This window comes from Spirosoma oryzae (assembly GCF_003002825.1).
GTDB classification, from domain to species: domain Bacteria; phylum Bacteroidota; class Bacteroidia; order Cytophagales; family Spirosomataceae; genus Spirosoma; species Spirosoma oryzae.
In genome coordinates this window covers 1-20484 of sequence record NZ_PVTE01000049.1, presented here as the reverse complement: position 1 = coordinate 20484, position 20484 = coordinate 1, and the positions used below count along the sequence as shown (strand labels likewise).

17 protein-coding genes and 1 pseudogene are annotated in these 20484 nt (G+C 51.6%); 13 read left to right on the top strand and 5 right to left on the bottom strand.

The features are described 5' to 3' along the window. The 4 genes from CLV58_RS27145 to CLV58_RS27130 form a co-directional block, all read right to left on the bottom strand. Positions 1-350: hypothetical protein (locus CLV58_RS27145; protein ID WP_211300915.1), on the bottom strand; the 350-nt coding region annotated here is incomplete at its 3' end. A gap of 636 nt (positions 351-986) precedes the next feature. Then, the gene (locus CLV58_RS27140) at positions 987-3368 is read right to left on the bottom strand and encodes an outer membrane beta-barrel protein (protein WP_170108815.1); all 2382 of its coding nucleotides are present in this window, start codon (positions 3366-3368) and stop codon (positions 987-989) included. Positions 3369-3759: 391 nt separating this feature from the next. Further along, the gene (locus CLV58_RS27135) at positions 3760-5076 is read right to left on the bottom strand and encodes a DUF4249 domain-containing protein (RefSeq protein WP_106140985.1); all 1317 of its coding nucleotides are present in this window, start codon (positions 5074-5076) and stop codon (positions 3760-3762) included. A 108-nt stretch (positions 5077-5184) separates the two neighbouring features. Continuing rightward, positions 5185-5712 (bottom strand): hypothetical protein, encoded by a 528-nt coding sequence (locus CLV58_RS27130; protein WP_106140984.1) that lies wholly within the window; start codon positions 5710-5712, stop codon positions 5185-5187. Between the two features lie 157 nt (positions 5713-5869). Here CLV58_RS27130 and CLV58_RS27125 point away from each other — a divergent pair, with 157 nt between their 5' ends. The 5 genes and pseudogenes from CLV58_RS27125 to CLV58_RS27105 all read left to right on the top strand — a co-directional run bounded on the left by CLV58_RS27125 (position 5870) and on the right by CLV58_RS27105 (position 12171). Beyond that, positions 5870-8260 (top strand): TonB-dependent receptor, encoded by a 2391-nt coding sequence (locus CLV58_RS27125; RefSeq protein ID WP_245882482.1) that lies wholly within the window; start codon positions 5870-5872, stop codon positions 8258-8260. 112 nt (positions 8261-8372) lie between these two features. Continuing rightward, positions 8373-9425, top strand: a complete 1053-nt coding sequence (locus CLV58_RS27120) for an IS30 family transposase (RefSeq protein ID WP_146141565.1) — start codon at positions 8373-8375, stop codon at positions 9423-9425. 248 nt (positions 9426-9673) lie between these two features. Next, on the top strand, positions 9674-9985 hold the full coding sequence (locus CLV58_RS27115) for a DUF6922 domain-containing protein (RefSeq protein ID WP_211300914.1): 312 nt from the start codon (positions 9674-9676) through the stop codon (positions 9983-9985). 20 nt (positions 9986-10005) lie between these two features. Beyond that, positions 10006-10671: pseudogene (locus CLV58_RS29355) on the top strand (nucleotidyl transferase AbiEii/AbiGii toxin family protein). 552 nt (positions 10672-11223) lie between these two features. After that, positions 11224-12171: a helix-turn-helix transcriptional regulator gene (locus CLV58_RS27105; protein WP_106140980.1), complete on the top strand. Its 948-nt coding sequence runs from the start codon at positions 11224-11226 to the stop codon at positions 12169-12171. Here the strand turns inward: CLV58_RS27105 and CLV58_RS28575 are convergent. Then, the gene (locus CLV58_RS28575; RefSeq protein WP_170108814.1) at positions 12163-12339 is read right to left on the bottom strand and encodes a hypothetical protein; all 177 of its coding nucleotides are present in this window, start codon (positions 12337-12339) and stop codon (positions 12163-12165) included. The genes CLV58_RS27105 and CLV58_RS28575 overlap by 9 nt on opposite strands. 467 nt (positions 12340-12806) lie before the next feature. Here CLV58_RS28575 and CLV58_RS27100 point away from each other — a divergent pair, with 467 nt between their 5' ends. The 8 genes from CLV58_RS27100 to CLV58_RS28910 all read left to right on the top strand — a co-directional run. Further along, positions 12807-13475 carry a CRISPR-associated endoribonuclease Cas6 gene (locus tag CLV58_RS27100; RefSeq protein ID WP_106140979.1) on the top strand — a complete coding sequence of 223 codons (669 nt, stop codon included), beginning with the start codon at positions 12807-12809 and terminating at the stop codon, positions 13473-13475. Between the two features lie 13 nt (positions 13476-13488). Continuing rightward, positions 13489-14055, top strand: coding sequence for a hypothetical protein (locus CLV58_RS27095; protein ID WP_106140978.1), 567 nt, complete (start codon positions 13489-13491; stop codon positions 14053-14055). Continuing rightward, positions 14055-16256 (top strand): CRISPR-associated helicase/endonuclease Cas3, encoded by a 2202-nt coding sequence (locus CLV58_RS27090; protein ID WP_106140977.1) that lies wholly within the window; start codon positions 14055-14057, stop codon positions 16254-16256. Before CLV58_RS27095 ends, CLV58_RS27090 begins: the two co-directional genes overlap by 1 nt. 1 nt (position 16257) lies before the next feature. Next, positions 16258-17604, top strand: a complete 1347-nt coding sequence (locus CLV58_RS27085) for a hypothetical protein (protein ID WP_106140976.1) — start codon at positions 16258-16260, stop codon at positions 17602-17604. A 10-nt stretch (positions 17605-17614) separates the two neighbouring features. Beyond that, positions 17615-18667 (top strand): CRISPR-associated protein Cas7, encoded by a 1053-nt coding sequence (locus CLV58_RS27080; protein WP_106140975.1) that lies wholly within the window; start codon positions 17615-17617, stop codon positions 18665-18667. Then, complete coding sequence (gene cas4, locus CLV58_RS27075; protein WP_106140974.1) at positions 18667-19230, top strand: CRISPR-associated protein Cas4; 564 nt, start codon at positions 18667-18669, stop codon at positions 19228-19230. Before CLV58_RS27080 ends, cas4 begins: the two co-directional genes overlap by 1 nt. 32 nt (positions 19231-19262) lie before the next feature. Beyond that, complete coding sequence (gene cas1b / locus CLV58_RS27070) at positions 19263-20348, top strand: type I-B CRISPR-associated endonuclease Cas1b (protein ID WP_106140973.1); 1086 nt, start codon at positions 19263-19265, stop codon at positions 20346-20348. Between the two features lie 35 nt (positions 20349-20383). Beyond that, a partial coding sequence (locus CLV58_RS28910) for a CRISPR-associated endonuclease Cas2 (RefSeq protein ID WP_146141564.1) occupies positions 20384-20484 on the top strand: 101 nt, incomplete at its 3' end.

Genomic DNA, 20484 nt, shown 5'->3' with positions numbered 1-20484 from the left:
GAGTCGGCCAACAAGACGTCCCGTAGTAGGTCGTGGCGGGCTTGCAAGTGTTCACAGAGACAATCGATCAAGGGCTCAAAATGCCAGCCGATCTGATTAAGTCGATAGCTAACAGCCTGGTAAGACGGTAATTTGGGGAACCAGCCTTTCCAATGCTCGGTGATATAGTCGTAGGTCTGACGCAGGGTGGATCGTTGCTTGATGAGACCGAAGAGATAGATTGTCATCAGTTCCTGATCGGTAAAGGCTGGGCAGCAATTATTGCTCAGCCGTTGGTAATGCAGGGCTGAATGTGTAGCATAGTAGCGGCAAACGTAGTCGTAGAGGGCAATGAGTTGTAGTTGTAGCATTCTACAAAATTACCCACTACGCTACGGTTGCTGTTTTCTACTCTTGATTCACATTAATAGGTTACATATCAGAGCGTTCGCATTAAGCGCATCGCACACTTATAAACATGTTGCCGTTTATACTTCGATATATAGTCAAGGATACATGTTGCAATAGGTTTATATAAAAAATATATAGTAAAACCGTTTTATCCATTGCCGAATTTACCGTTCGGTAATGACCTGTTCACAGAACCAATGTGGCCTTTCGGCATCGCTGGTAATGCTACCAACATACTCAAAAGGGAATTCATCGAGTATGACTGGTATACTACACTCTGATAAATGTTGTTGATTATAGACTCATTTAGTCGTATTGTCACCATGACAATCAATTACACAGTTAGTACGATCCACTGTATCTCCTCGAACTCACTAGACGGTATTAACAAAACACCTCATTTGTGAAAATTGACAATGAGTGATGCTGCTCAGTAAAGTTACCTGTATGCAGTTCACTCATATCAGGCAAGAAAATGCACTCTGGTAAATATTTATTGCACGTATATAACTACCTATGTGATTGATCAATACGTTCATTTTAGCCCCCTTTCCAAAGTCGTCCAGAAAAGGGCTGGCGATAGACCTATAGTCGAGCTAGCGTAGATGATAGACGAAACTAATTAGTAAATAGCGTTTTAGGACTTGGGTCTGGCTATCTTCAATATATGAGTTGGTGACTATACGGACCAGGCTCTGGTTTTGGTTTAGTATATCATTTGCCTGAAACCGCATTTCTCCTTTCTGGCCTTTCAGAAATGACCGGCTTATGGTGGCATTCCATAAACTATAGTGCCGGTTGTAGCCCATGGGACGCCCTCGTAGAGTGACATGAGTTAGATCACTAGTCAGTTGAAAGCCACAGACTAGAGGGTAGTGTATGCCGGCGCTTAGTTGAACGTTTACTACCGGAGGGACTGACTGGCTGGACAATGAATAAGTGACAGATTGGTAGCTAGCGAGCCCGGAAAGATTGACATCCACTTTTTTCCAAAAATGAACTGTAAGGCCAAGCCGTTGACTAAGCATGATGGTATGGGCCACGTTGAGTTGCGTAGCCAAATAGCTTACTCCACTGGAATATTTCAAGGTGGTTGAGCTACTAACTTGGCCTTCCAGAAAACGGGCTTGAAACGGTTTACCAGTGGAAACCGTGCCGTCCACGACTACAGTACCCGCCGAATTTACAGGATGTATCGTTTGTACCCCTATTGGACTTACCGTCGTCGCCGTAACGATACGATTAGCCGTAAATCCCGTAATTAACACGGCGTACAGAGAACGATACGTAGTAGGGTTAAGCTGATTATAATTGACCGTTATTGTATGAGTATATTCAGGACACAAGTCCGGGTTTCCGGCGTAAATAACCAGTGGGTTAGTAATATTCACAACAGGTTGAAGCTGGGCCACTGACGGCGTTACGCTGTACGTTTGATACTGAAGTTGTAATGCCCGATTATTAGTAAGGCGAGGCTCAATTAGTAAGGAGGGTATCACGTTCGTGTATACTCGGTTAAGGAATGCAGTCCCCGGCCCAACTGTGGACCGCTGATTGATCCGTTGAATATCGAAACCAATTGCATAGGAGAAGCGAGTTGAGCGCACCTGCCAACTCAGCCCAAGTCGCTGATTAATTATCCGGTTCCTATATTGGTTGCTGAGACTATCGTTGGCAGCAAGCCGATTGGAATTGACCGAGTCAATGTCAGCTACCGATCGGGCGGCAGAACTGTAGTCAGTCAAACCAGTATAACGAAACTCGATCGTTTGTTGACTATGAAGTGGCTGCGTATATGATACCATCAATTCATTACTGACTTGGTTGTAATATTGAGTGGCATACTGATACTGGTTGATGGATGTGGTGGCCAGCCGATCTCCAGCGATAAAATAAGACTGGTTTATGCTCTGATTATGCTGCCTGCTAAGACTACTGTTAGTACTCAACGACAATATTTGACCAGCTCGGCGAAAGCGATGCATCCACGAACCAGTGTTTGCAAATGACCAACTTGCATCATTGGACCGCGTAACGGTCATACCTTGATTTAGCAATGACTGCCGGTCGGTAAACGTTTGGCTTGTTATAGTTGAGTGGCGTTCGGCTCGATTAATGGACAGACTTGGGTTTAGCCGGATTATGGTTTGTGCGTTAGGCTGAACGTTTAGCCGGGTATTGAGCAAGTGGCTGGCTAGCCGAGCAGTTGTCATGCTTTGTTGGCTACTAGCGAGGTCTGATTGTAGGCTATCGACGGAGAAAGACGGTGGTAAAAACGTCTGGCGATTGGTTAGCTGGTGCAATTGGGTGGCTGTAGCCCCTGTTTGGTAGGTAGTCGCCAAATCAACCTTTTTTCCCAGGCGATCACTGAAGCCAATGCTGGCACCAGCGGATTGGGTCATCATTCCGCCCCCGTCTGTGGATACATTGTCAACCAGGCTGTTTATCTGGCGTCCACTTGAGATAGGCAGGCTGTATCCAGATTGATTGATACTGTTGGTTTGCGCCACGAATGAAAACTGACGCTTGACGCCTAATTGATTCAATCCCGCGCCCACTTGGTAGCGCCCCTCAGGGCCAATTCCACCAATCTGTTGTCCGAACCGCTCACGATGTCCCGTTGGTTTCAGTACGATATTGATTGTCCGTATGCGCTGGCCATCGTCCAAGCCTGAAAAAACAGTTCGATCAGATCGCTGGTCAAACACTTGAATTTGATCGATCAAGTGGGCGGGTATCGTACGGGTGGCCTGTTTACCATCAGTACCGAAATAAGGCTTACCGTCAACGAGTATCCGCTGAACGGTTTTACCCTGTGCGGAGATCAGGCCATCGTTGTAGACGTCCAGTCCCGGTAGTTTACTCAGTATATCGTCCACTACGGCATTGGCTGAAGTTCTCACGGCACTAGCCTCATAAATCAGGGTGTCTTTATGGAGACTTACTAGGGGACGCTTACGAATCGTAATTTCAGTCAACTCAAGGGGTCTGGTAACCATTACCAAGACGCCTAAGTCGTGGGATTTACCGGTCGTGGCTAGTCTAAACGGACAAACTAAGGTCCGATACCCCAAAAAAGATACTACTAACTGATACGCTCCGGGGGTAAGCCTAGTGAACAGAACGCGACCATTCGATTCAGTTAAGTGTTGGGCCACTAACGAATCGACCCGGATAAGCTGAGCGGTTGCCTGCGCAAGAGGTTGACGAGTAACAGAATCAAGCACAAGCGCTTGTACGCTCCTGGTAGCCATGTTTGGTTGGCTAAGTTGGCCTAGAGCGTGTGTACCCGCCAACAGCCAGTAGACCAAGCTGAGATAACTGATGGGGGTTAGTAACACTAGACGCATGACCACGGATGGGAACAAGTTACTCCTGCCATCCCACTGGCTTAAACGGAGTGCGGTTATCGCTGAGCAAACAAGGAGCCGTGGGTGGCCGGTTTGTCGTTGGCCACAGTCTGATTTTGGGTACGTCACGCCCCCCCTGATAGGGCGGTGGTGGTTCGGCCATTGGCCGGCGCAGGTTAAGGGCGTAAAATAACGCATCACCTGTACCGCTAGGTGCCCCCGCTGGATCTGTTGCCCCGTAGGAAACACCCTGCGTATCCTTGCGATCTAGCCAGTAATGAACGAGTGAAACGGCAGAGGCCGTAAAATAACCGACTACCGGTAGCGGATTGCTGGTTGCTGAGCGTACGTTACCCACTAGTGCGGTAGGGGGCGTATCCGCCAGACCGCCCGTTGCCTGCGTCTGATCAGCGAACAACTTGTAATAGCGATAGGCATCCGCCGTCAAGGAAAGCTGACGAATATCAACCAGGGCGGGTTGTGGCGCGTAGAAAGGAATCTGAGCGACGCTTTGCCGATCAATGATGCCTCCGTTGCTGTACAAATCATCGAAGACATTAATGGCATACCCACGTAGAATCTGCCAACAGGCACTCCGGCAGGGATAGTCGTATATCCAGTAATCTCTTGGTACATCAGGGGCATCATAGCGCGCCTGACCAGCGGGTGGGTTAAAACAGTCCTCGTAGGATTCGTCACCGGTGACGAAGTAGTCCCGGTCTTTGTAGGTACCGGGCAGGATTTTGTAAACCGAGTACACGCCCTGCGTGCAGCTGCGACACCAGTACTGGCGTTCATATAAGAGCCAATCCCAACGGTAATAGTTATGCTGACTGGCCGGGTCCTGACTACGTACGTTGAGGGTATGGCCTGCCCGGTAGCCATTGAGTTGCCCAGGTGGGAGACTATTGACGCTAAATTGGGCCGTCACCTGACCGATCGGAGGCACAGGCTGCATGACTTGCTGAGTGGACAGGTAGCGGCTCCCATCGCTTAGCGTAAAGCGCAGTTGATACGCATGGCCTACCTGGCCACGAAAGTCAGTTGGTAGCTGATACGTTCCATCGGTCGTTTCTGTGGCTACGCTTACCTGCGCCGAATCGGTTACCACCTCTACGGTCGCTTTTGTAACGGGAAGCGTACCGAAGCGACCGGTCAGTCGATCGGCTACCGACCGATTAATTCGAATAAGCTGTGGTTCCGCTACGTTGGTAATTGTAGCGTCGACAACCAACAAATCGTTTTGTTGCTGCAGCTCAACAACGGCCGGATCGACACAAGCCGTTGCCAGTGACAGACATATTCCAAAAGCGCCAGCTCGTAGCCCCAAACCCATGACCAATTGTTAACTACTACTATGCTGCTGTCTATCTAGATTACCGATCTTATCACTCAACTGACACGTCCTGTGAGTCCGCACAGGACGTGTCGTCGTTACTATTCTCTAGTAGTAAATATACCAAGAATCAGAAGAGCCTCCATTATTGACGTTAGTGACTGTGTCAACGTATACAGTATAGTTACCCGCATTTAAATTAAAGTAAAACGTATTTGACGTCGACAACGATTGTCCCCAAGGCCCAGGGTAGTTTGCCGTACCCCGCCAGCCCAAACTATACACTACATTACCGTTGGCATCTTTGATGCTAATCTGATTCGGTACATCAGCTACGTACCAAGTGCAAGAGGAAGCGCCCGCCAGCGTGAGCGGTTTTACATAGGTGTAGAAGCCGTTCCCGTTGTACGTGCCGGATAACGTACCCTTGGGCGCACGTGCCGTCACATTGTTGACGGCTGGTTTAGCCGAGCCGTGACCAAAAGCGTCACGCACAAACGGCAGGGGCGATTTCACTAAACTAATGGCTAAAAGGGATAATAAAACAGCACCGGAAAACGAGAATAGTTTCATAATAGTATAATTTATAATTTGTTTAGTACAATTGTCGATAAATAAACCGGCGGTCACAATCATTACGTAAAATTTAATGTATCTAATTATTTATCGGTATAATGCAACCTATTGCGACATTAAGTAGTGGTATCAAGTGTAGGTAACGTGAATCGTTTGTTTTGTCTATGTAGTAGTCAAGTCATTACTTATACTATCCAGCTATCAGTTTATGAGCAGAATGAACTACTTACTCCTTTGGCTACTCCTACTAGTTAGTTCGCTAACCTGCGCACAATCGGGCTTTACTTTATCCGGAACAGTGACCGACTCGCTAACTGGCCATGGCATCGAGCATGCCGTTGTGATTATTGACTACGACCGCTCATCGACGGGTGTTCACACTAGCCTGGCTGGTCAATATGCAATTAAGCTGCCCTCCGGCTCGCATACCGTGGTGATTCGTCGTGTCGGCTATGTTCCCTTTCGGACAACCATCAGCCTCTATCGAGACCGAGAACTAACCGTCAGGCTAGCCAGCGTAGCTAGTCAACTAGCGGAAGTTATTGTGACCAGCAAAGGTTTCGATCACAATGTGAATCAACCGCTGCTGGGTGTTAGTCAGCTGAACGTCAGTCTACTCAAACGCCTGCCCAATGCATTAGGCGAAGTGGACATCCTGCGCGGTCTTCAACTACTGCCGGGGGTAACCAGTGTTGGGGAAGCCGCTAACGGTGTTAACATCCGGGGTGGGACCACCGACCAGAATCTGATGCTACTGGACGAGACGCCTATCTTTAATCCGACCCATATGTTCGGGTTGTTCTCCGTTTTCCCCCCCGAGGCAGCAGCGGGTCTGGATCTTTACAAAGGAACTGTGCCGGCCCGGTACGGTGGCCGGGCCGCATCGGTACTGGATGTCAGTCTGCGCAATCCTTCGCTGGATCAATTTAATCTGAGTGGAGGGGTAAGCCTGGTTGCCAACAAGCTGACCATTGAAACGCCAATTATACGCGGTAAGCTGGCCCTGCTGGTCTCTGGTCGGGGCGCTGTTAATGATTTTTTACTCCGGCTGGTTTCGCCCCGCTTCTCAGGCATACGGGCCAAGTTCGGCGATGGCGTGGCCAAGTTGTTCTGGCGGCTTGACGAGCGGAACACGATCACCGCAATGGGCTACACGGGTGTCGATCTGTTTCAAACCAATCTGCTTGGTAGTCTGGCAAATGTTAACGCGGCCGGTACACAATACGCGCAACAAACAACGAACGGGATGTTACGCTGGTTTCACACTATCTCACCTCGACTCAACTTGCAGACGACCGCTCTAAGTGCGCAGTATAGACCAGAAATCATCTCGATTGAAGATAGTACGGCGAATCGGGTTGTGCTCAAGCAAGCTCTCGGACAACGCCAACTGAAGTCGAATTTGAACTACCAATTAGCCAACCAGAAGGTTGAAGCGGGTGTGAGCGGGATCTACTATTGCCTAAATCCAGGCGAGCTGATTCCCAACCAGAGTCCGTCCGTTAACTACCGGCGATCGCCGGCCGAGCAGGCACTCGAACTGGCACTCCATCTGGAAGATGAGATTAGCCTGTCGGACCAGTTGGCCCTGTCGGCCGGATTGCGATACAGCTATTTTTTAAATCTGGGCCCATCGGTGGTGCGCCAATACCGGGCTGGTGAAACGCCTGATGCCAGTACGGTTGTCGACTCAATACGATATGGTCGGGGGCAGGTAAGTGCCCGCTACGGGGGAGTGGAGCCGCGGATCGGCTTACGCTACGCCCTGAACACGCACTCATCGATCAAACTGGGCTATAACTTGATGCGTCAGTATCTGCAGGTAGTTACTAATACAACAACACCCCTACCCACCTCCCGCTGGAAAACCGCCGACGCCCACATTCAACCACAGGTCAGCCAACTGGTCTCGGCAGGCTATTTCTACACTTCACCTACCGCTATTTTCGAGTTGTCCGCCGAGGGGTACTGGCGCAGTACGCAGCATGTACTGGACTACAGGGCTGGCGCGGACTTTCTGTTGCAAGCCTATCCTGAAACCCAGTTGCTGAGCGGTCGTAGCAAAGCGTACGGGCTGGAAGTGATGCTGGCTAAGAAAAAAGGGGAGCTGACGGGCTGGGTAAACTACACCTTCGCCCGAACGTTCAATCAGGTTAATCAGAGCGTCTCGTTGAGCGATCAGATCAACGGTGGTAGCTGGTATCGGGCCAACTATGACCGACCCCACAGCATCAATCTCAGCCTGAATCTGAATCAGGGAAAACACCATAGCTTTTCGTTCAACTTTGTCTACAGCACAGGCCGACCCTTTACCGCCCCCGAAGGATTTGTCCGCTATCAAGGGCGGACATATCCGTATTACGACGAGCGGAACGTGGCTCGTCTTCCTGATTATCATCGGCTTGATTTTGCCTGGAATATTTACAATCCAAGCCTGAAGCATCGACGCTGGCAGGGGCACTGGACATTCACGGTTTATAATCTCTACGGACGTCGTAACGTGTATTCGATCTTCTACCGTACGGAAGGGCAGGCCACAAATCCATATCAATTAAGTATTTTCGGTGCACCTATTCCAAGCCTGAGCTACAACTTCGGGTTTAAATAATTTCTCTATTAGTCTTGGATTCGCTTTTGTAGTACGTACCACTATTTCTTCCCTTTCGTACCTTTCCTGAGCCAGGCAGTCCCGGCCGGAAGTAACAAAGGTCAGCCGTTCAATAGATCCTTGTAGCTTTGGGGTAACTAATCCAACCAAAGCAACGGCAATCTACAAACGACTGACCCTGGCACAAAGATACCTCATTCAATCGCTCTACCAGCAACACAAAACCCAGCACTTCATCGCTCAACAGATTGGTGTCAGCCAAGCCACAATCAGCCGCGAACTAGCCAGGCATAGCATCCAGTGGCCCCCTCAACCCTACCAGGCTCAACTCGCTCAGCAACGGGCGGGGGCGGCTCATAAACGGACACCCTACAAGCTCAACGGATCCGTGCTAACGACCGTCCTTAATCGGCTACGAGACCGGCTCTCACCGCAACAAATTTGCGGTGAACTCCACCGGACATCAACGCAACAGGTCCTGCACCACGAAACGATCTACCGCTACATCTATCGACATCAGGCTTCAAATGGCAAGCAACTCGCTGATCATGAGTCTCTTATTGAATACCTCCGTATTCGTCATCGTAAGCGGTACAACAACCGGGGCAAGCCTGTCCGACGGCAACTGATTCCCAATCGGGTGAGCATTGACCAACGGCCACCGATCGTGGCGACCAATACAGAACTGGGCCACTGGGAGGCCGACACAGTCATTGGTAAGGGCCATGATGGTGCGCTACTGACACTGGTAGAACGACGTACTAAGTATGTGTTGATCGCTAAATTAGCGTCTAAACAGGCTGGTGCTTTGGCAGCAGCGGCCACCAAAGCTCTGGGTCGGAGTGCGTTACCCGTCAAGACGATCACCTTCGATAACGGCCTGGAGTTTGTCCACCATGAGTCGATTGGCAGGGCGTTTGGCGCGGCTACCTGCTTTGCGCATCCGTACTATAGCTGGGAGCGAGGCTTGAATGAGAACACCAACGGGCTCATTCGCCAGTATATTCCCAAGACTTTCCAATTGGTATTGTCGGGCCTGTTGATGTATCCGCACGGGCGGCCCCGTTGGATCGAAGATCAACTAAATCAGCGCCCCCGCACAAGTTTAGGTTATCTAAGCCCGGCTGAATTTGCCAAGAACGAGCTTTATGCATTGCAAATGTGAATCTACGGTTCTTATATCTTTGAGTTGATATCATTGATTCACTGAGGCACTAAACCATATGGTAATTTTGTTTACTCTGGATCATGGATAGGCGATTTGAAACATATAAGGGAATTCACCCCGGGATCGTTCTCGATCGGATATTAAGGAAACGATCGCTTCTGAAGCATCGATTTGCGTCAGAAATTCATGAAGACGGTCGCACTCTGTATGCAATAACCAAGGGGAAGCGTAGCATAAACTCAAAAATGGCTGTTAAAATTGAGCAACAGCTCAACATTGATGAAGGGACGCTGTTGACGCTTCAGGCTTTCTACAAAGAAAAAAAAGCTAGCAGCCATCGCAGCCGCACAACGCCAAACCTATCAATAGTACGACCGTCATTGTTTTGGGATACAAACATTAATCTCATCGACTGGGAGGGTCAATTCAGGACGGTTATCAAGAGAGTTTTCGAGCGGGGCAACCAACAAGAAAAGGACGAGCTGATCCGGTTTTATGGTCCAGCAAAAGTTGAGTCAGTCATTGATTCCTATAAAGCTGATATATACATCCAATAGATTCAGTTCTTTTTAACTCAATGTTGCATTATAACACGGTAAACAAGTTGCTAAGAAAAAGCTTATCTACGCTGATGTCTGCTGAGGTGTTCGCGCCATTCAGATTAGTTGGTGGGACAGCTTTAAGTCTACAGCTGGGGCACCGTATATCTATTGACATTGACCTCTTTACCGATGCATTGTATGGAGACATTGATTTTGAATAGATAGACTCGTACTTAAAACGGACTTTCTCCTACGTAACTCATTTGGCGGACATAGCACCCGCTATGGGAAAATCTTATGTAATTGGTTCAGATAAAAAGAATACAATTAAACTGGATGTATTTTATTCTACCGAACCATTTATGCAATCACCCCTAGTCATTGATGAAATTCGTCTGGCAACAGTTGAAGAAATAGTAGCAATGAAGGTGGACGTTGTTCAACGTGTTGGACGAAAAAAAGATTTTTGGGATCTGCACGAAGTACTTCCAAATTATAGTATTGAGCAAATGCTTGCCCTCCATAACAAAAGGTACGAATACACGCATGAGCGTGAACTTGTTCTTAAAAACTTCACAGATTTCACCAAAGCAGACGACGATTTTGATCCAAATTGTTTGAGGGGAAAGCACTGGGCATTTGTAAAAGAAGATATTAGTGATGCTGTGCGGTCAGGTATTTCGTCTGATAACAATCCTTGAGCGCATGTTTTGGAATAAGGATCGGTTTGGAGCCCGTATTCACTACAGCACAATCTGGCTTTAGCTGTATAGCCCCAGAATAATGAGGGTTGTGTAATCGCGACTCTCAACCGTTATTGGTGGTATGTAGTCGACCATGCGATTGGTCCACGCAATGCTTCAATTTACAGCTTACAACTGATACTAGGAATGCAAATTATAGTCCGGTTTCGGGTAGTAAGCCTCCTCAAGCTTCCATGCTGCCAGCATGTCCTTTTGCGTCCGGACGGGCGTCCCTGCATTGATGGTATATAAATGTTTCAGTCAGGTGCCTTGCTGCTCATTGATGAGTAATCAATATAAGGTAGCGGAGACAATCAACCCCGACGCACTTGGTAGGTTGTACAGCCGACCCGGAATCCTCAATTTAGCTAAACAAGGCAATATAAGTAGAGGCAGTAAGCGCTATATATCGGTTGACCACTCACTAAGTAAGCGGCAGTAGGTAGCAAGTAAAAGCTGTACATTGATCGATCAGTAGCCGATTAATTACGTCTACACTGCCCCTACTTCATGAATCAACTTGAAACCCTGCGTCGACGGCTGCAACTGATCCGACTGGTTGATCGACCACATCTGTACCCCAGCAAGCAAACACTGATTGAGCGCTTATCAGTTGATTTCGACGCTGTTTCGGATAGGACCGTCGAGCGCGACATTGAAAGCATCGCTAAATCCTATCAGATTTACATCCGTCATAATCGTACCCGAGGGGGGTACTATCTCGACCTGCCTACCGACGAAGACGTAGCGGATTTCGAGCAGTTTGTGCAGCTGCTCGAACGGCGCGAACGGCTGGAATTTCTGACTTCAGCCGTCGACGGGAGCCGGGGGGTGGGGCAGTACCTACAGCTGGAGCGGGCCGCATCCGTCAACGGCGCGGAACACCTGCCGGTGCTGTGGCAGGCCCTGCGCAGTGGTCGCTGCGTGACGTTTACCTACCAGAAATTCAACGAAGAAGCACATCCCGAATCGCTACGGTTGATCGAGCCGGGTCTGTTGTTCGAGTACCGCAACCGCTGGTACCTCGATGGTCAGGACGCCATCGACCGTAGACCCCGTACCTTCGGCGTTGACCGGATCGTCGATCTCCGGCTCACCGATCAGCCCATCCACCGGAGCGACGCTGACACGCACCGCACCGACCGCCGACACGCCATCGGGGTAACCTGCCCGGCCGATGCCGAGCCGCAGCGCGTTGTGTTGCGATTTACGGCGCAGGAGGGGAAATACGTGGTTAGCCTGCCGCTGCATCCCAGTCAGCAGATGCTCCCCACCACCGACCCCGCTTACCTGGACGTTGCGTTATGGGTGATTCTCAACCACGAACTGGAGCGGGAAATTCTGGCCTTCGGCGAAGCCGTGGAAGTACTGGAACCCACCGAGTTGCGGGAAAGGATAGCAGCTAGGGTTATAGCAATGAACAGGCGGTATGCTGCACGCGCAGAAGTATCAGGCTGACTGGCTTTTGTCGCGGTCCACACGAGCCTCTTTCATGCGCTGCATAGCCTGCTCTGTCGTCAGGCGCTCAGTAGCGGGCAGGCTGAGCAGTTCATCCCAGCTCATTTCACGGATCGTCTTGCCCGTGATTTCATCCTTAACCGCACCAGCGTCCTCTGCTTTCTTCATTGTTCAAACTCGTAGGGTTGTTACATGTCTGGTTTGCTAATCGCTACTAGTTACAGCTGTATGTGATGTTTTTTGTCCGTAGCTATTTGCCGTTACAATCCGACTTACACTATATTTACGCTAAGCAGTCAAAAAGCCCCTGTTGGAGCAGGGGCTTTTAATGATAGCCGAGGACGGAAGCAGGCGCTGAATGCATTTTGGCAAGTGTCATTATGGGGTTCGACTCCCCCCGTCTCCATAGCTACTTATTGCAAAAGTAAAGAAAGTTTAGCCATTTTCTTTAGCACGTCACGTGTTCAGCAATCGCACCTCCGGGTATTGAAATTAGCTGTTTGCAGTTTGTAGCGTCGATTACTCTCAATCGCACCTTCGGGTATTTTTTAAGCAGTCCGTCAGCTTGTGGCGGACTGCCCAATCACCTTTGCCGTATCACGCCGATAAAGAATTGTTCACCCATCCCAAACCCCATGCGTCTACAACTACAGCTCACCCCCAACACGCAGCCTGTACCCTTCAATCATCTGCATCAGCTTACCGGTGCCCTGCACAAATGGCTCGGTCCCAACGACATACACGATACGACCAGTCAATACAGTTTTGGCTGGCTGCGTGGTGGCGATAGCAAAAACGGGACATTGCGGTTCCCGCGCGGAGCGCAGTGGAACATCTCGTTCTACGATGAGGGCAAAGCCCGGCAACTACTGGGTGGCATGCTCGATAAGCCCGATCTTGGCTTCGGTATGCAGATTTTTGAGATTAGAGAAGTGTATCCACCCGATTTTCAGTCGCGCCATTGCTTTTCGACCGACGGGTCCTCCGTCGTTATCCGGCAGAAACGGCCGGATGGGTCGCGGGCTTACCTGCTCTGGGACGACCCGGCTACCGACATCGCCCTGACCGAATCGTTCCGGCGCAAGCTGACCACGGCGGGTTTTACCGGTGATGATCTGGCCGTGGCTCTTTCCTTCGACCGCAGCTATCCGGCCGCCCGTACCCGGAAGAGTACTATCAAAGGTGTTCATCATCGGGGGAGTGAGTGCCCGATCATTGTGGAGGGCACCCCCGACGCGCAGTACTTCGCCTGGACGGCTGGCGTGGGTGAATTGACGGGAAGTGGTTTCGGGGCGTTACGCTAAGTCAATCAGCATTATGGATCAGACCCTTTACTACGTCGTGCGGTACACCGGCCCGTTCGGCTACATCAAACCCTGGACAGCTGTTCGGGATGAAAAAACCTTCAGTCAGCAGTTTCTGACGCCGAGTATTATTGAAGGTATTCGACAGAAACTGGGCGTCAGTGCCATTTTACGTCACCGGTTATCGTACGCAAAAATCGATCAACAACAGGAGCGGACACAATCCAGAGCCTTCGCCCTTGAGACAAAGCGAAAACGGGCAACGCGGGAGCAATCGATTCTGGTCCGGGGTGTGCTGCTCTATCCGGTATTGACGTTGGTGTTCACTACGTCAATGGATGCCAGGCAGGCAGCGGAACAGCACGTTTGTCTGTGTCGAAATGAGGATATCCTACTACCTGATGAGTCGATACAAGCCATTTCGGAGGACGAGTTTGACCAGATACCAGGGTTTGAGTTACAGTTTGGCGATGGACCAACGGCTATCATGGTTGGCTACGACCGGTTTCAAAATAACCAGCCCATGTACGGGACACTGCGCATAGTAGGGACTCCGGTGGGTGCTCAATCACTCGAATAATGACGGAACTACTCGCGAAAAGTCCAGAACAAGGCGGCCTGACCTTATTGCAACACACGCAGCACGTGGCAGACTGTATTCGGTTCATGGCCAAGGCGTACGGCTGTAATACCCGGCTTGCCCGGCTGGGTGCGGTGTTGCACGACCTGGGAAAAGCACACCCGTTCTTTCAGCGTACGTTACGCAATCAGGTGACAGAACTGGAACGGCAGCAGGCCGATCCACACAGACACGAAATTTCGTCGTTGCTGTTTCTGCCGTTATTCGACCAGGCTGACTGGCCGATCCTGATCGACATGGTAAGTGCTCACCACAAATCGGTATCGGCTGATGTCCGGCGTCGGGGGCTGCTCGATTTGGTGCTTGACTGGATGGGGCCTGATGATACGTTTGATCGGCACGCGGAGGACTGGGAAACTTGGTCACCCTTAACGCATTCGATACTGACTTCTTTTTCCATCCGGCCACGATTAATCAGTCGAGAAGAAGCACGGGCGGCATTTGACTACGCGGTCGCCTATTGTCAGGACCGACCAATTGGCTGGTCGCGGTGGCGGGGGTTGCTAATGAGTGCTGACCACTTTGCTTCCGAGTACATGCATGAAGCAAAAGCGCTGCTGAGCGGATTCTACAAAAAGCCGCGTCTCGACTACTATAATCGGGTATCCAATCTACACCCACTTTCTACGTTGCCCGCCGACCGACGTAATCGACACACGTTCGTCGTGGCCCCAACCGGGTCAGGTAAAACGGATTTTTTGTTGCGTCGCTGCCGGGGCCGGGTTGTGTACACCTTGCCGTTTCAGGCGTCTATCAACGCCATGTTTCTGCGCCTTGATCATGACCTCAACCAGTCGAACGGAGAACGATTGCCCAGCCCGCAACAGACGGATATCCGGCGGGTACACGCAGCATCGCGCATTTTATTGTACGATGAACGTGGGAAACGCGTCGAAGAGGAACAATTCTTACAGCGTAATCCGGGCGCAAGCATTAAGGTAACGACACCCCACCAACTGGCATCCATCGTCTTTGGGACGAGTGGGCACGAAGCAGCCGCCCTGGATCTGGCGGGTTGCGACATCATTCTCGACGAGGCCCATGTGTACGATGATCTGGCCCGGGCGATGATACTGGAACTGGTCAGTGCGCTGGTACGGCTGAAGTGCCGGGTTCATATCGGCACGGCCACCATACCCACTGATTTAAGCCATCGACTGATTCGGGCACTCGGCGGTTCCCGGCGGGTTCATCAGGTGCGACTCAATAAGCGAACACTCCGGGATTTCAACCGGCACGAGGTCTCCAAAGTAGCCAGCGAAGACGATGCCCGGCAGGTGATCCGTGAAGCACTGGGAAAAAATGAACGCCTGTTGTTCGTGGCCAATCAGGTGAAACTAGCGCAGGAACGTTACCTATGGGCTATTGGTGCTTTTCCAAACGTACCTATTCTGCTGGTTCATAGTCGATACCGACGCCGGGACCGCGCTGAGTTGGAACGTCATATAGGCGTGTACGATCAGGGAAGCGGGCCTTGTCTGGTCATTGCGACCCAGGTTGTCGAAGTGAGTCTGGACATCTCATTTGACCGACTCATAACCGATGCGGCTCCGCTCGACAGCTTGATTCAGCGATTTGGACGGGTTCACCGTCGTCGTACGTATCAGACAATCGGGACTTACAAGTCCGTTCATGTGATTGCGCCCGCCGAGTCGGATAAAGCAATTCGACCTTATAATGCAGACGTTGTCCGGCGTAGCTTCGCGCTGCTGCCCGACGGCCTTCTCGAGGAAACCGAGTTACAGTCGCTGATCAACGCAGCGTACGGCGAGGTAGCTGTGCCGTCCATCGATGTGCATCTGGCCACCGGGGAAACGGCTCCGCTACGGGAACTCTGCCACCGTCCCAAGTCAGTATTGATTGACGCGCTCGAAATCGAAGGAGCCGTCTGTATTCTGGAATCGGATCGGGAGCGGTACATCGCTACTTACGGAGCCGAACGGATGCAGCTTGAAATCCCTGTTCCCTGGAAAAGTATTGTTCGCCACGTCGGAGTCTGTTCCCGGTTAGAAGTCGGCAGTTACCCGTTGGTCGTCAGTGACTTATTCTATAATCCGGACGATCTGCCGCTGGGCCTTCAACTCCCTGGCCAGGAAGGTATACCAACGACTAACTCCACGAACCACAATCATTTTATCTGATATGTACACGGCTTACATTGGTCGACGGCTGATTGACCTGGTCAATACCCGCGATGGGACGACACGCACAATACAACGGTTTTTTGACGACGTCTATTTCCCGCTTTTCTTCGACGATGAGCGTTACTTACAGCATGTCAACAATTCAAAGTTCGATCAGGCATACAAACAGAAAGGGAAAACGCCCCTTACGTCGGTAGTACGCATGGGCGTGCTGGCCGCTCAGCACCAGCGCATTCAGAATGACGAACCGGACGGGTCTTTTTTCTTGGGGGGAGCAGCCGCCGAAGCAACGGCTGGAACCTCTGGGCAGGTAACGGATATTAAACTACCCGTTACGCCCGAAGACGTGTACGCTTCCTGGATTGGTGCTGCGCTGGGGATTGGCGTCAGTGGGGGACTGAACGTGCTGGTCGATGCCGACGTAGTGCTGCTAACACTTTATGACGGTTGGCAGCACTACCGGAACTACCTGAAAGGTACATCAAATTTGAAGCCCCACCAGATCAATACCTGGAATGGCTGGTGGATTACCAACGCGTTCGGATCACAATTTGACCCAAAACGTCCGCTTCAGGGGCGAACCCCAGACGTTAAAATAGACAAAGCGTCGGGCGGTGCCAGTCTGGAAACGCAGCGGTGGATTAACGTCATTTTCGCTTTGTCCCGCCGGGTATCCCGCCGACTAACAACGTACGTGTATTCGCTAAGTCAGATGAATACAACAGTCGGATTTGTGCTGATCGACTTGCCCAAAGTCGTTGCCGTGGAGCGGGACCTTTACAAACAACTGTTTGGTCAGCAGGGACAGTTCAAAGAAGAAGCCCTGTCAAGCCTGTACAATACCGAATTAGGTTTTCAGAAAGCCTGCGAACTGGGCGTGATCGGCTTACGGGCTATTGAACCCGCCAGTCTGCGTGAATATATACCTAATCCGAGAGGCCCCGGCAAGCCGGTCAAAGCACTTAAAGATTCCAACGACCCGCTGTTCATTACGTACACCATTTATCAAATCTGGATCATTGCTATGTTAAACAACCAAAAACTGCTTGAACTCAGTGAGCGCGTGGCTGCCATGTTGATTCAGGTAGCCGACCCAACAAAACGCGGTAAAACGGGGGGAAGTAATCTGGTCAACGAACTCGTCAGTACAACGAACCGCGCTCAACTCATCGAGCGATTTGCCAAACTCATTGAGCGGGTGCCGGACCAACACCAGATGCTCAACGAAACTGCCGGTTCTATTGCCCTTATGCCAGTGTCCGATATTCCGCTTTTCATCGCGCTGCTCAAACTCAAATTCGCCGTTGAGGAAGCAAAACTCACTAATTCCACGTCTAAAAACTAAGCTATTTACCATGAAACCTTACCTGTATCTACGCGGCCTAAAAGTAGCCGAACACACCGTATTTGCCGTTCAGGACGGTCAGAAGAATTATTACGACCCAACGTTTAATAAACGTGTTTCTTACTCCAGCGGTCAGCAGGTGAAGCGATCGGTGCTGGATATACTTTCCGAAACACTTGGTGAAGATCGGGCCCCCATTACGTTCAACTACGAGATAAGCAATAAAGATGAACTGGGTAACAAAGAACCTTGGTCGCCCTGTGACCCCACCTACGCCGATCAGTTGATCGGGGGATGGATGCGGGCCCGACCGGGGGTAATAACGTTGAAAAGGCGTAGTCCGCTCTCGATCTCAGCCATGCGGCCGTTACACCCATTACTGGTTAGCATGACGAATGAAAACCTGACATTCGACCGCAGTGAGCAGCCTGACAAACATCCGGTTCGTGTAATTAATGCAGCCGGAGAAACGTTGACTGACGAACAGGTGCAGGACTACTTGACGAAAAAGCAGCGCACACTGCCTCGTCGGCACTGGATTCCCGACAACTCACGGACAACCGGTTTATTTGTTTATGACATTGCTATCGACCTGAATCGATTGTTCAGCGTGTCGGTCAATCAGCATGAGCCGGAACTGACGGCCGATTCGTTGCAAAAATTGCGTGATGCCGGTTGGCTGGTATCGCGTTATGGTGAACGGCTAATTGCTCCCGCCACTCGCCGGGCGGAGCTGATACCCGCACTGGCATCGGCACTGGTCAACTGGCACATTACCAGTAATCAGGCGCGGACATACAGTCCACAGACCACCCTGGCTATTACCATCAGTGACAACGCCAGCCACATTGCGGGGGCTATCCGGGCCGATCTGGATATCAATCAGAACAGAGACAACAGTTACCGGGCCATTCCGGTAGTCGAGCCAATTGAAGGCGTCGATTTATTTACGTCGCTGGTTTGCAAGGGTTACGTTGCCGACGTGAGCGGGTCAGCGGATGCAATGGATCAGGCGGAACAACGGCTTATCGAATTGCTCTCAGCCTATAATTACGAGCACTAATGTCCACGACCAGACTCCGCATCGGAGGGATGCTGGTGGGCTACTACCGGCTGTGCCCCCGCAAAGCGTGGCTGTCGATGCGGGGGCTGTCGATGGAGCTGGAGTCCGACGCGGTGGCGCTGGGTCGGCTGCTGGACGAACACAGTTACGAGCGCGACGAGAAACACCTCACTATCGAAGCCGAAGTCAACGATCCCACCGATGAATTGTTGATTCCGCTGATAGGTAAGATCGATCGGGCCAACCTCAAAAACGGGGTGCTGCATGAAACGAAGAAGGGCCGGTCCTGCGAGGACGCCCACCGCTGGCAGGTCCGGTTCTACCTGTGGCTGTTGCTTCGGAACGGCGTTGTCCGGGCCGATGGGTCGCCCTTCCGGGGGCAGCTTGATTATCCGCTGCTGCGCAAAACTGAGCCCGTCACACTTGAACCTGAACACATTGCTGAACTGACGGCCACCGTAACGGCTATACGGGCGATGGCCGAGCAGGAAACCCCACCGCCCCGGCTGGGTAAGCGGAGTTTCTGCGCCAAGTGCGCCTTCGATGAACTGTGTTACGGCTAAACCATGAACTCCATGCCCCAACCTCCCCACCTATGAAACGTCCCTACTACTTGTTTTCCAGCGGTCGGCTGCGCCGTCAGCATAATACGCTTTCGCTCGAACGGGCCACCAGCGAGCGGCAGCCCGACGACGCTTCCGATGACAATGGCCTACCTTCGGTGGAGGCCGACGGGCCGCGTATGCCCTTCCCGGTCGAAGCGGTCGAAAGCCTGTACCTGTTCGGCGAAATCGACATCAACACCAAGCTCGTCAGCTTTCTGGGGCAGCAGGGTATCCCCACCTTCTTTTACGATTACTACGGCAACTACACCGCCACGCTGTTTCCCCGCGAGAGTCAGTTGTCGGGGCGGCTGCGTGTCGATCAGGCCCGCCATTACCTGAGTGCCCGGCGTCGGCTGGTGCTGGCCCGTGGCTTCGTGGAAGCGGCCTTGTTCAACATCGAACGCGTCATCAAGTACTATCAGTCTAGGCTTTCGGGGGAGGCGCAGGTGGCCGTGCAGGCAACCCTGCTGGATTTGCGCCGGGACCGCGACGCCCTGCCGCTGACGGTCGACATCCCGACGCTGATGGCCGTCGAGGGGCGCATCCGCGACCGCTATTACCGACTGTGGCCTAACTTCCTGGGGCCGGAGGTATCCGCCCGCTTCCCTTTTAACAAGCGCGAACGGCGCCCGCCCTCCAATGAACTGAACGCACTCATCTCGTTCGGTAACTCGCTGTGCTACTCGACGGTGCTGCGCCAGATATACCGCACCGCCCTGGACCCCACCATCGCCTACCTGCACGAACCCGGAGACCGGCGGTTTTCGCTGGCACTCGACATCGCCGAAGTCTTCAAGCCGTTGCTGGTCGACCGGATGATCTTCCGGTTGCTGAAAACGGCCGAGTTGCAACCCCGCCACTTCGAGAAGCATCTGGGCGGCTGTTATCTGAATGAAGCGGGTCGTAAGATCGTGGTCAAGGACTGGGACGACCGGTTGAGCCAGACAGTGCAACACCGGACGCTGAACAAGAAAGTGTCCTACGAGCGGTTGATCCGTCATGAGTGTTACAAGCTTATCCGGCACCTGTGCGACCCCACCGGCGATCTGTATCAGGGCTTTCATATGTGGTGGTAAGCCGTGCGCGTCTCACTCTAATCGTTTCGTCACCCATGCCCTTTTGTATCGCCGTATACGACGTTAGCCAGAAACGCACCGGCCGGATGCTCAAACTGTTTCGGCGGTATCTGAGCTGGGTGCAGAACTCGGTCTT

Excerpts from the sequence above, each read along its gene's own strand:
- CLV58_RS27135 (WP_106140985.1), bottom strand. The coding sequence starts at position 5,076 with ATGGGTTTGGGGCTACGAGCTGGCGCTTTTGGAATATGTCTGTCACTG.
- CLV58_RS27130 (WP_106140984.1), bottom strand. The coding sequence starts at position 5,712 with ATGATTGTGACCGCCGGTTTATTTATCGACAATTGTACTAAACAAATT.
- CLV58_RS27125 (WP_245882482.1), top strand. The coding sequence starts at position 5,870 with ATGAACTACTTACTCCTTTGGCTACTCCTACTAGTTAGTTCGCTAACC.
- CLV58_RS27115 (WP_211300914.1), top strand. The coding sequence starts at position 9,674 with ATGGCTGTTAAAATTGAGCAACAGCTCAACATTGATGAAGGGACGCTG.
- CLV58_RS27105 (WP_106140980.1), top strand. The coding sequence starts at position 11,224 with ATGAATCAACTTGAAACCCTGCGTCGACGGCTGCAACTGATCCGACTG.
- CLV58_RS28575 (WP_170108814.1), bottom strand. The coding sequence starts at position 12,339 with ATGAAGAAAGCAGAGGACGCTGGTGCGGTTAAGGATGAAATCACGGGC.
- CLV58_RS27100 (WP_106140979.1), top strand. The coding sequence starts at position 12,807 with ATGCGTCTACAACTACAGCTCACCCCCAACACGCAGCCTGTACCCTTC.
- CLV58_RS27095 (WP_106140978.1), top strand. The coding sequence starts at position 13,489 with ATGGATCAGACCCTTTACTACGTCGTGCGGTACACCGGCCCGTTCGGC.
- CLV58_RS27090 (WP_106140977.1), top strand. The coding sequence starts at position 14,055 with ATGACGGAACTACTCGCGAAAAGTCCAGAACAAGGCGGCCTGACCTTA.
- CLV58_RS27085 (WP_106140976.1), top strand. The coding sequence starts at position 16,258 with ATGTACACGGCTTACATTGGTCGACGGCTGATTGACCTGGTCAATACC.
- CLV58_RS27080 (WP_106140975.1), top strand. The coding sequence starts at position 17,615 with ATGAAACCTTACCTGTATCTACGCGGCCTAAAAGTAGCCGAACACACC.
- cas4 (WP_106140974.1), top strand. The coding sequence starts at position 18,667 with ATGTCCACGACCAGACTCCGCATCGGAGGGATGCTGGTGGGCTACTAC.
- cas1b (WP_106140973.1), top strand. The coding sequence starts at position 19,263 with ATGAAACGTCCCTACTACTTGTTTTCCAGCGGTCGGCTGCGCCGTCAG.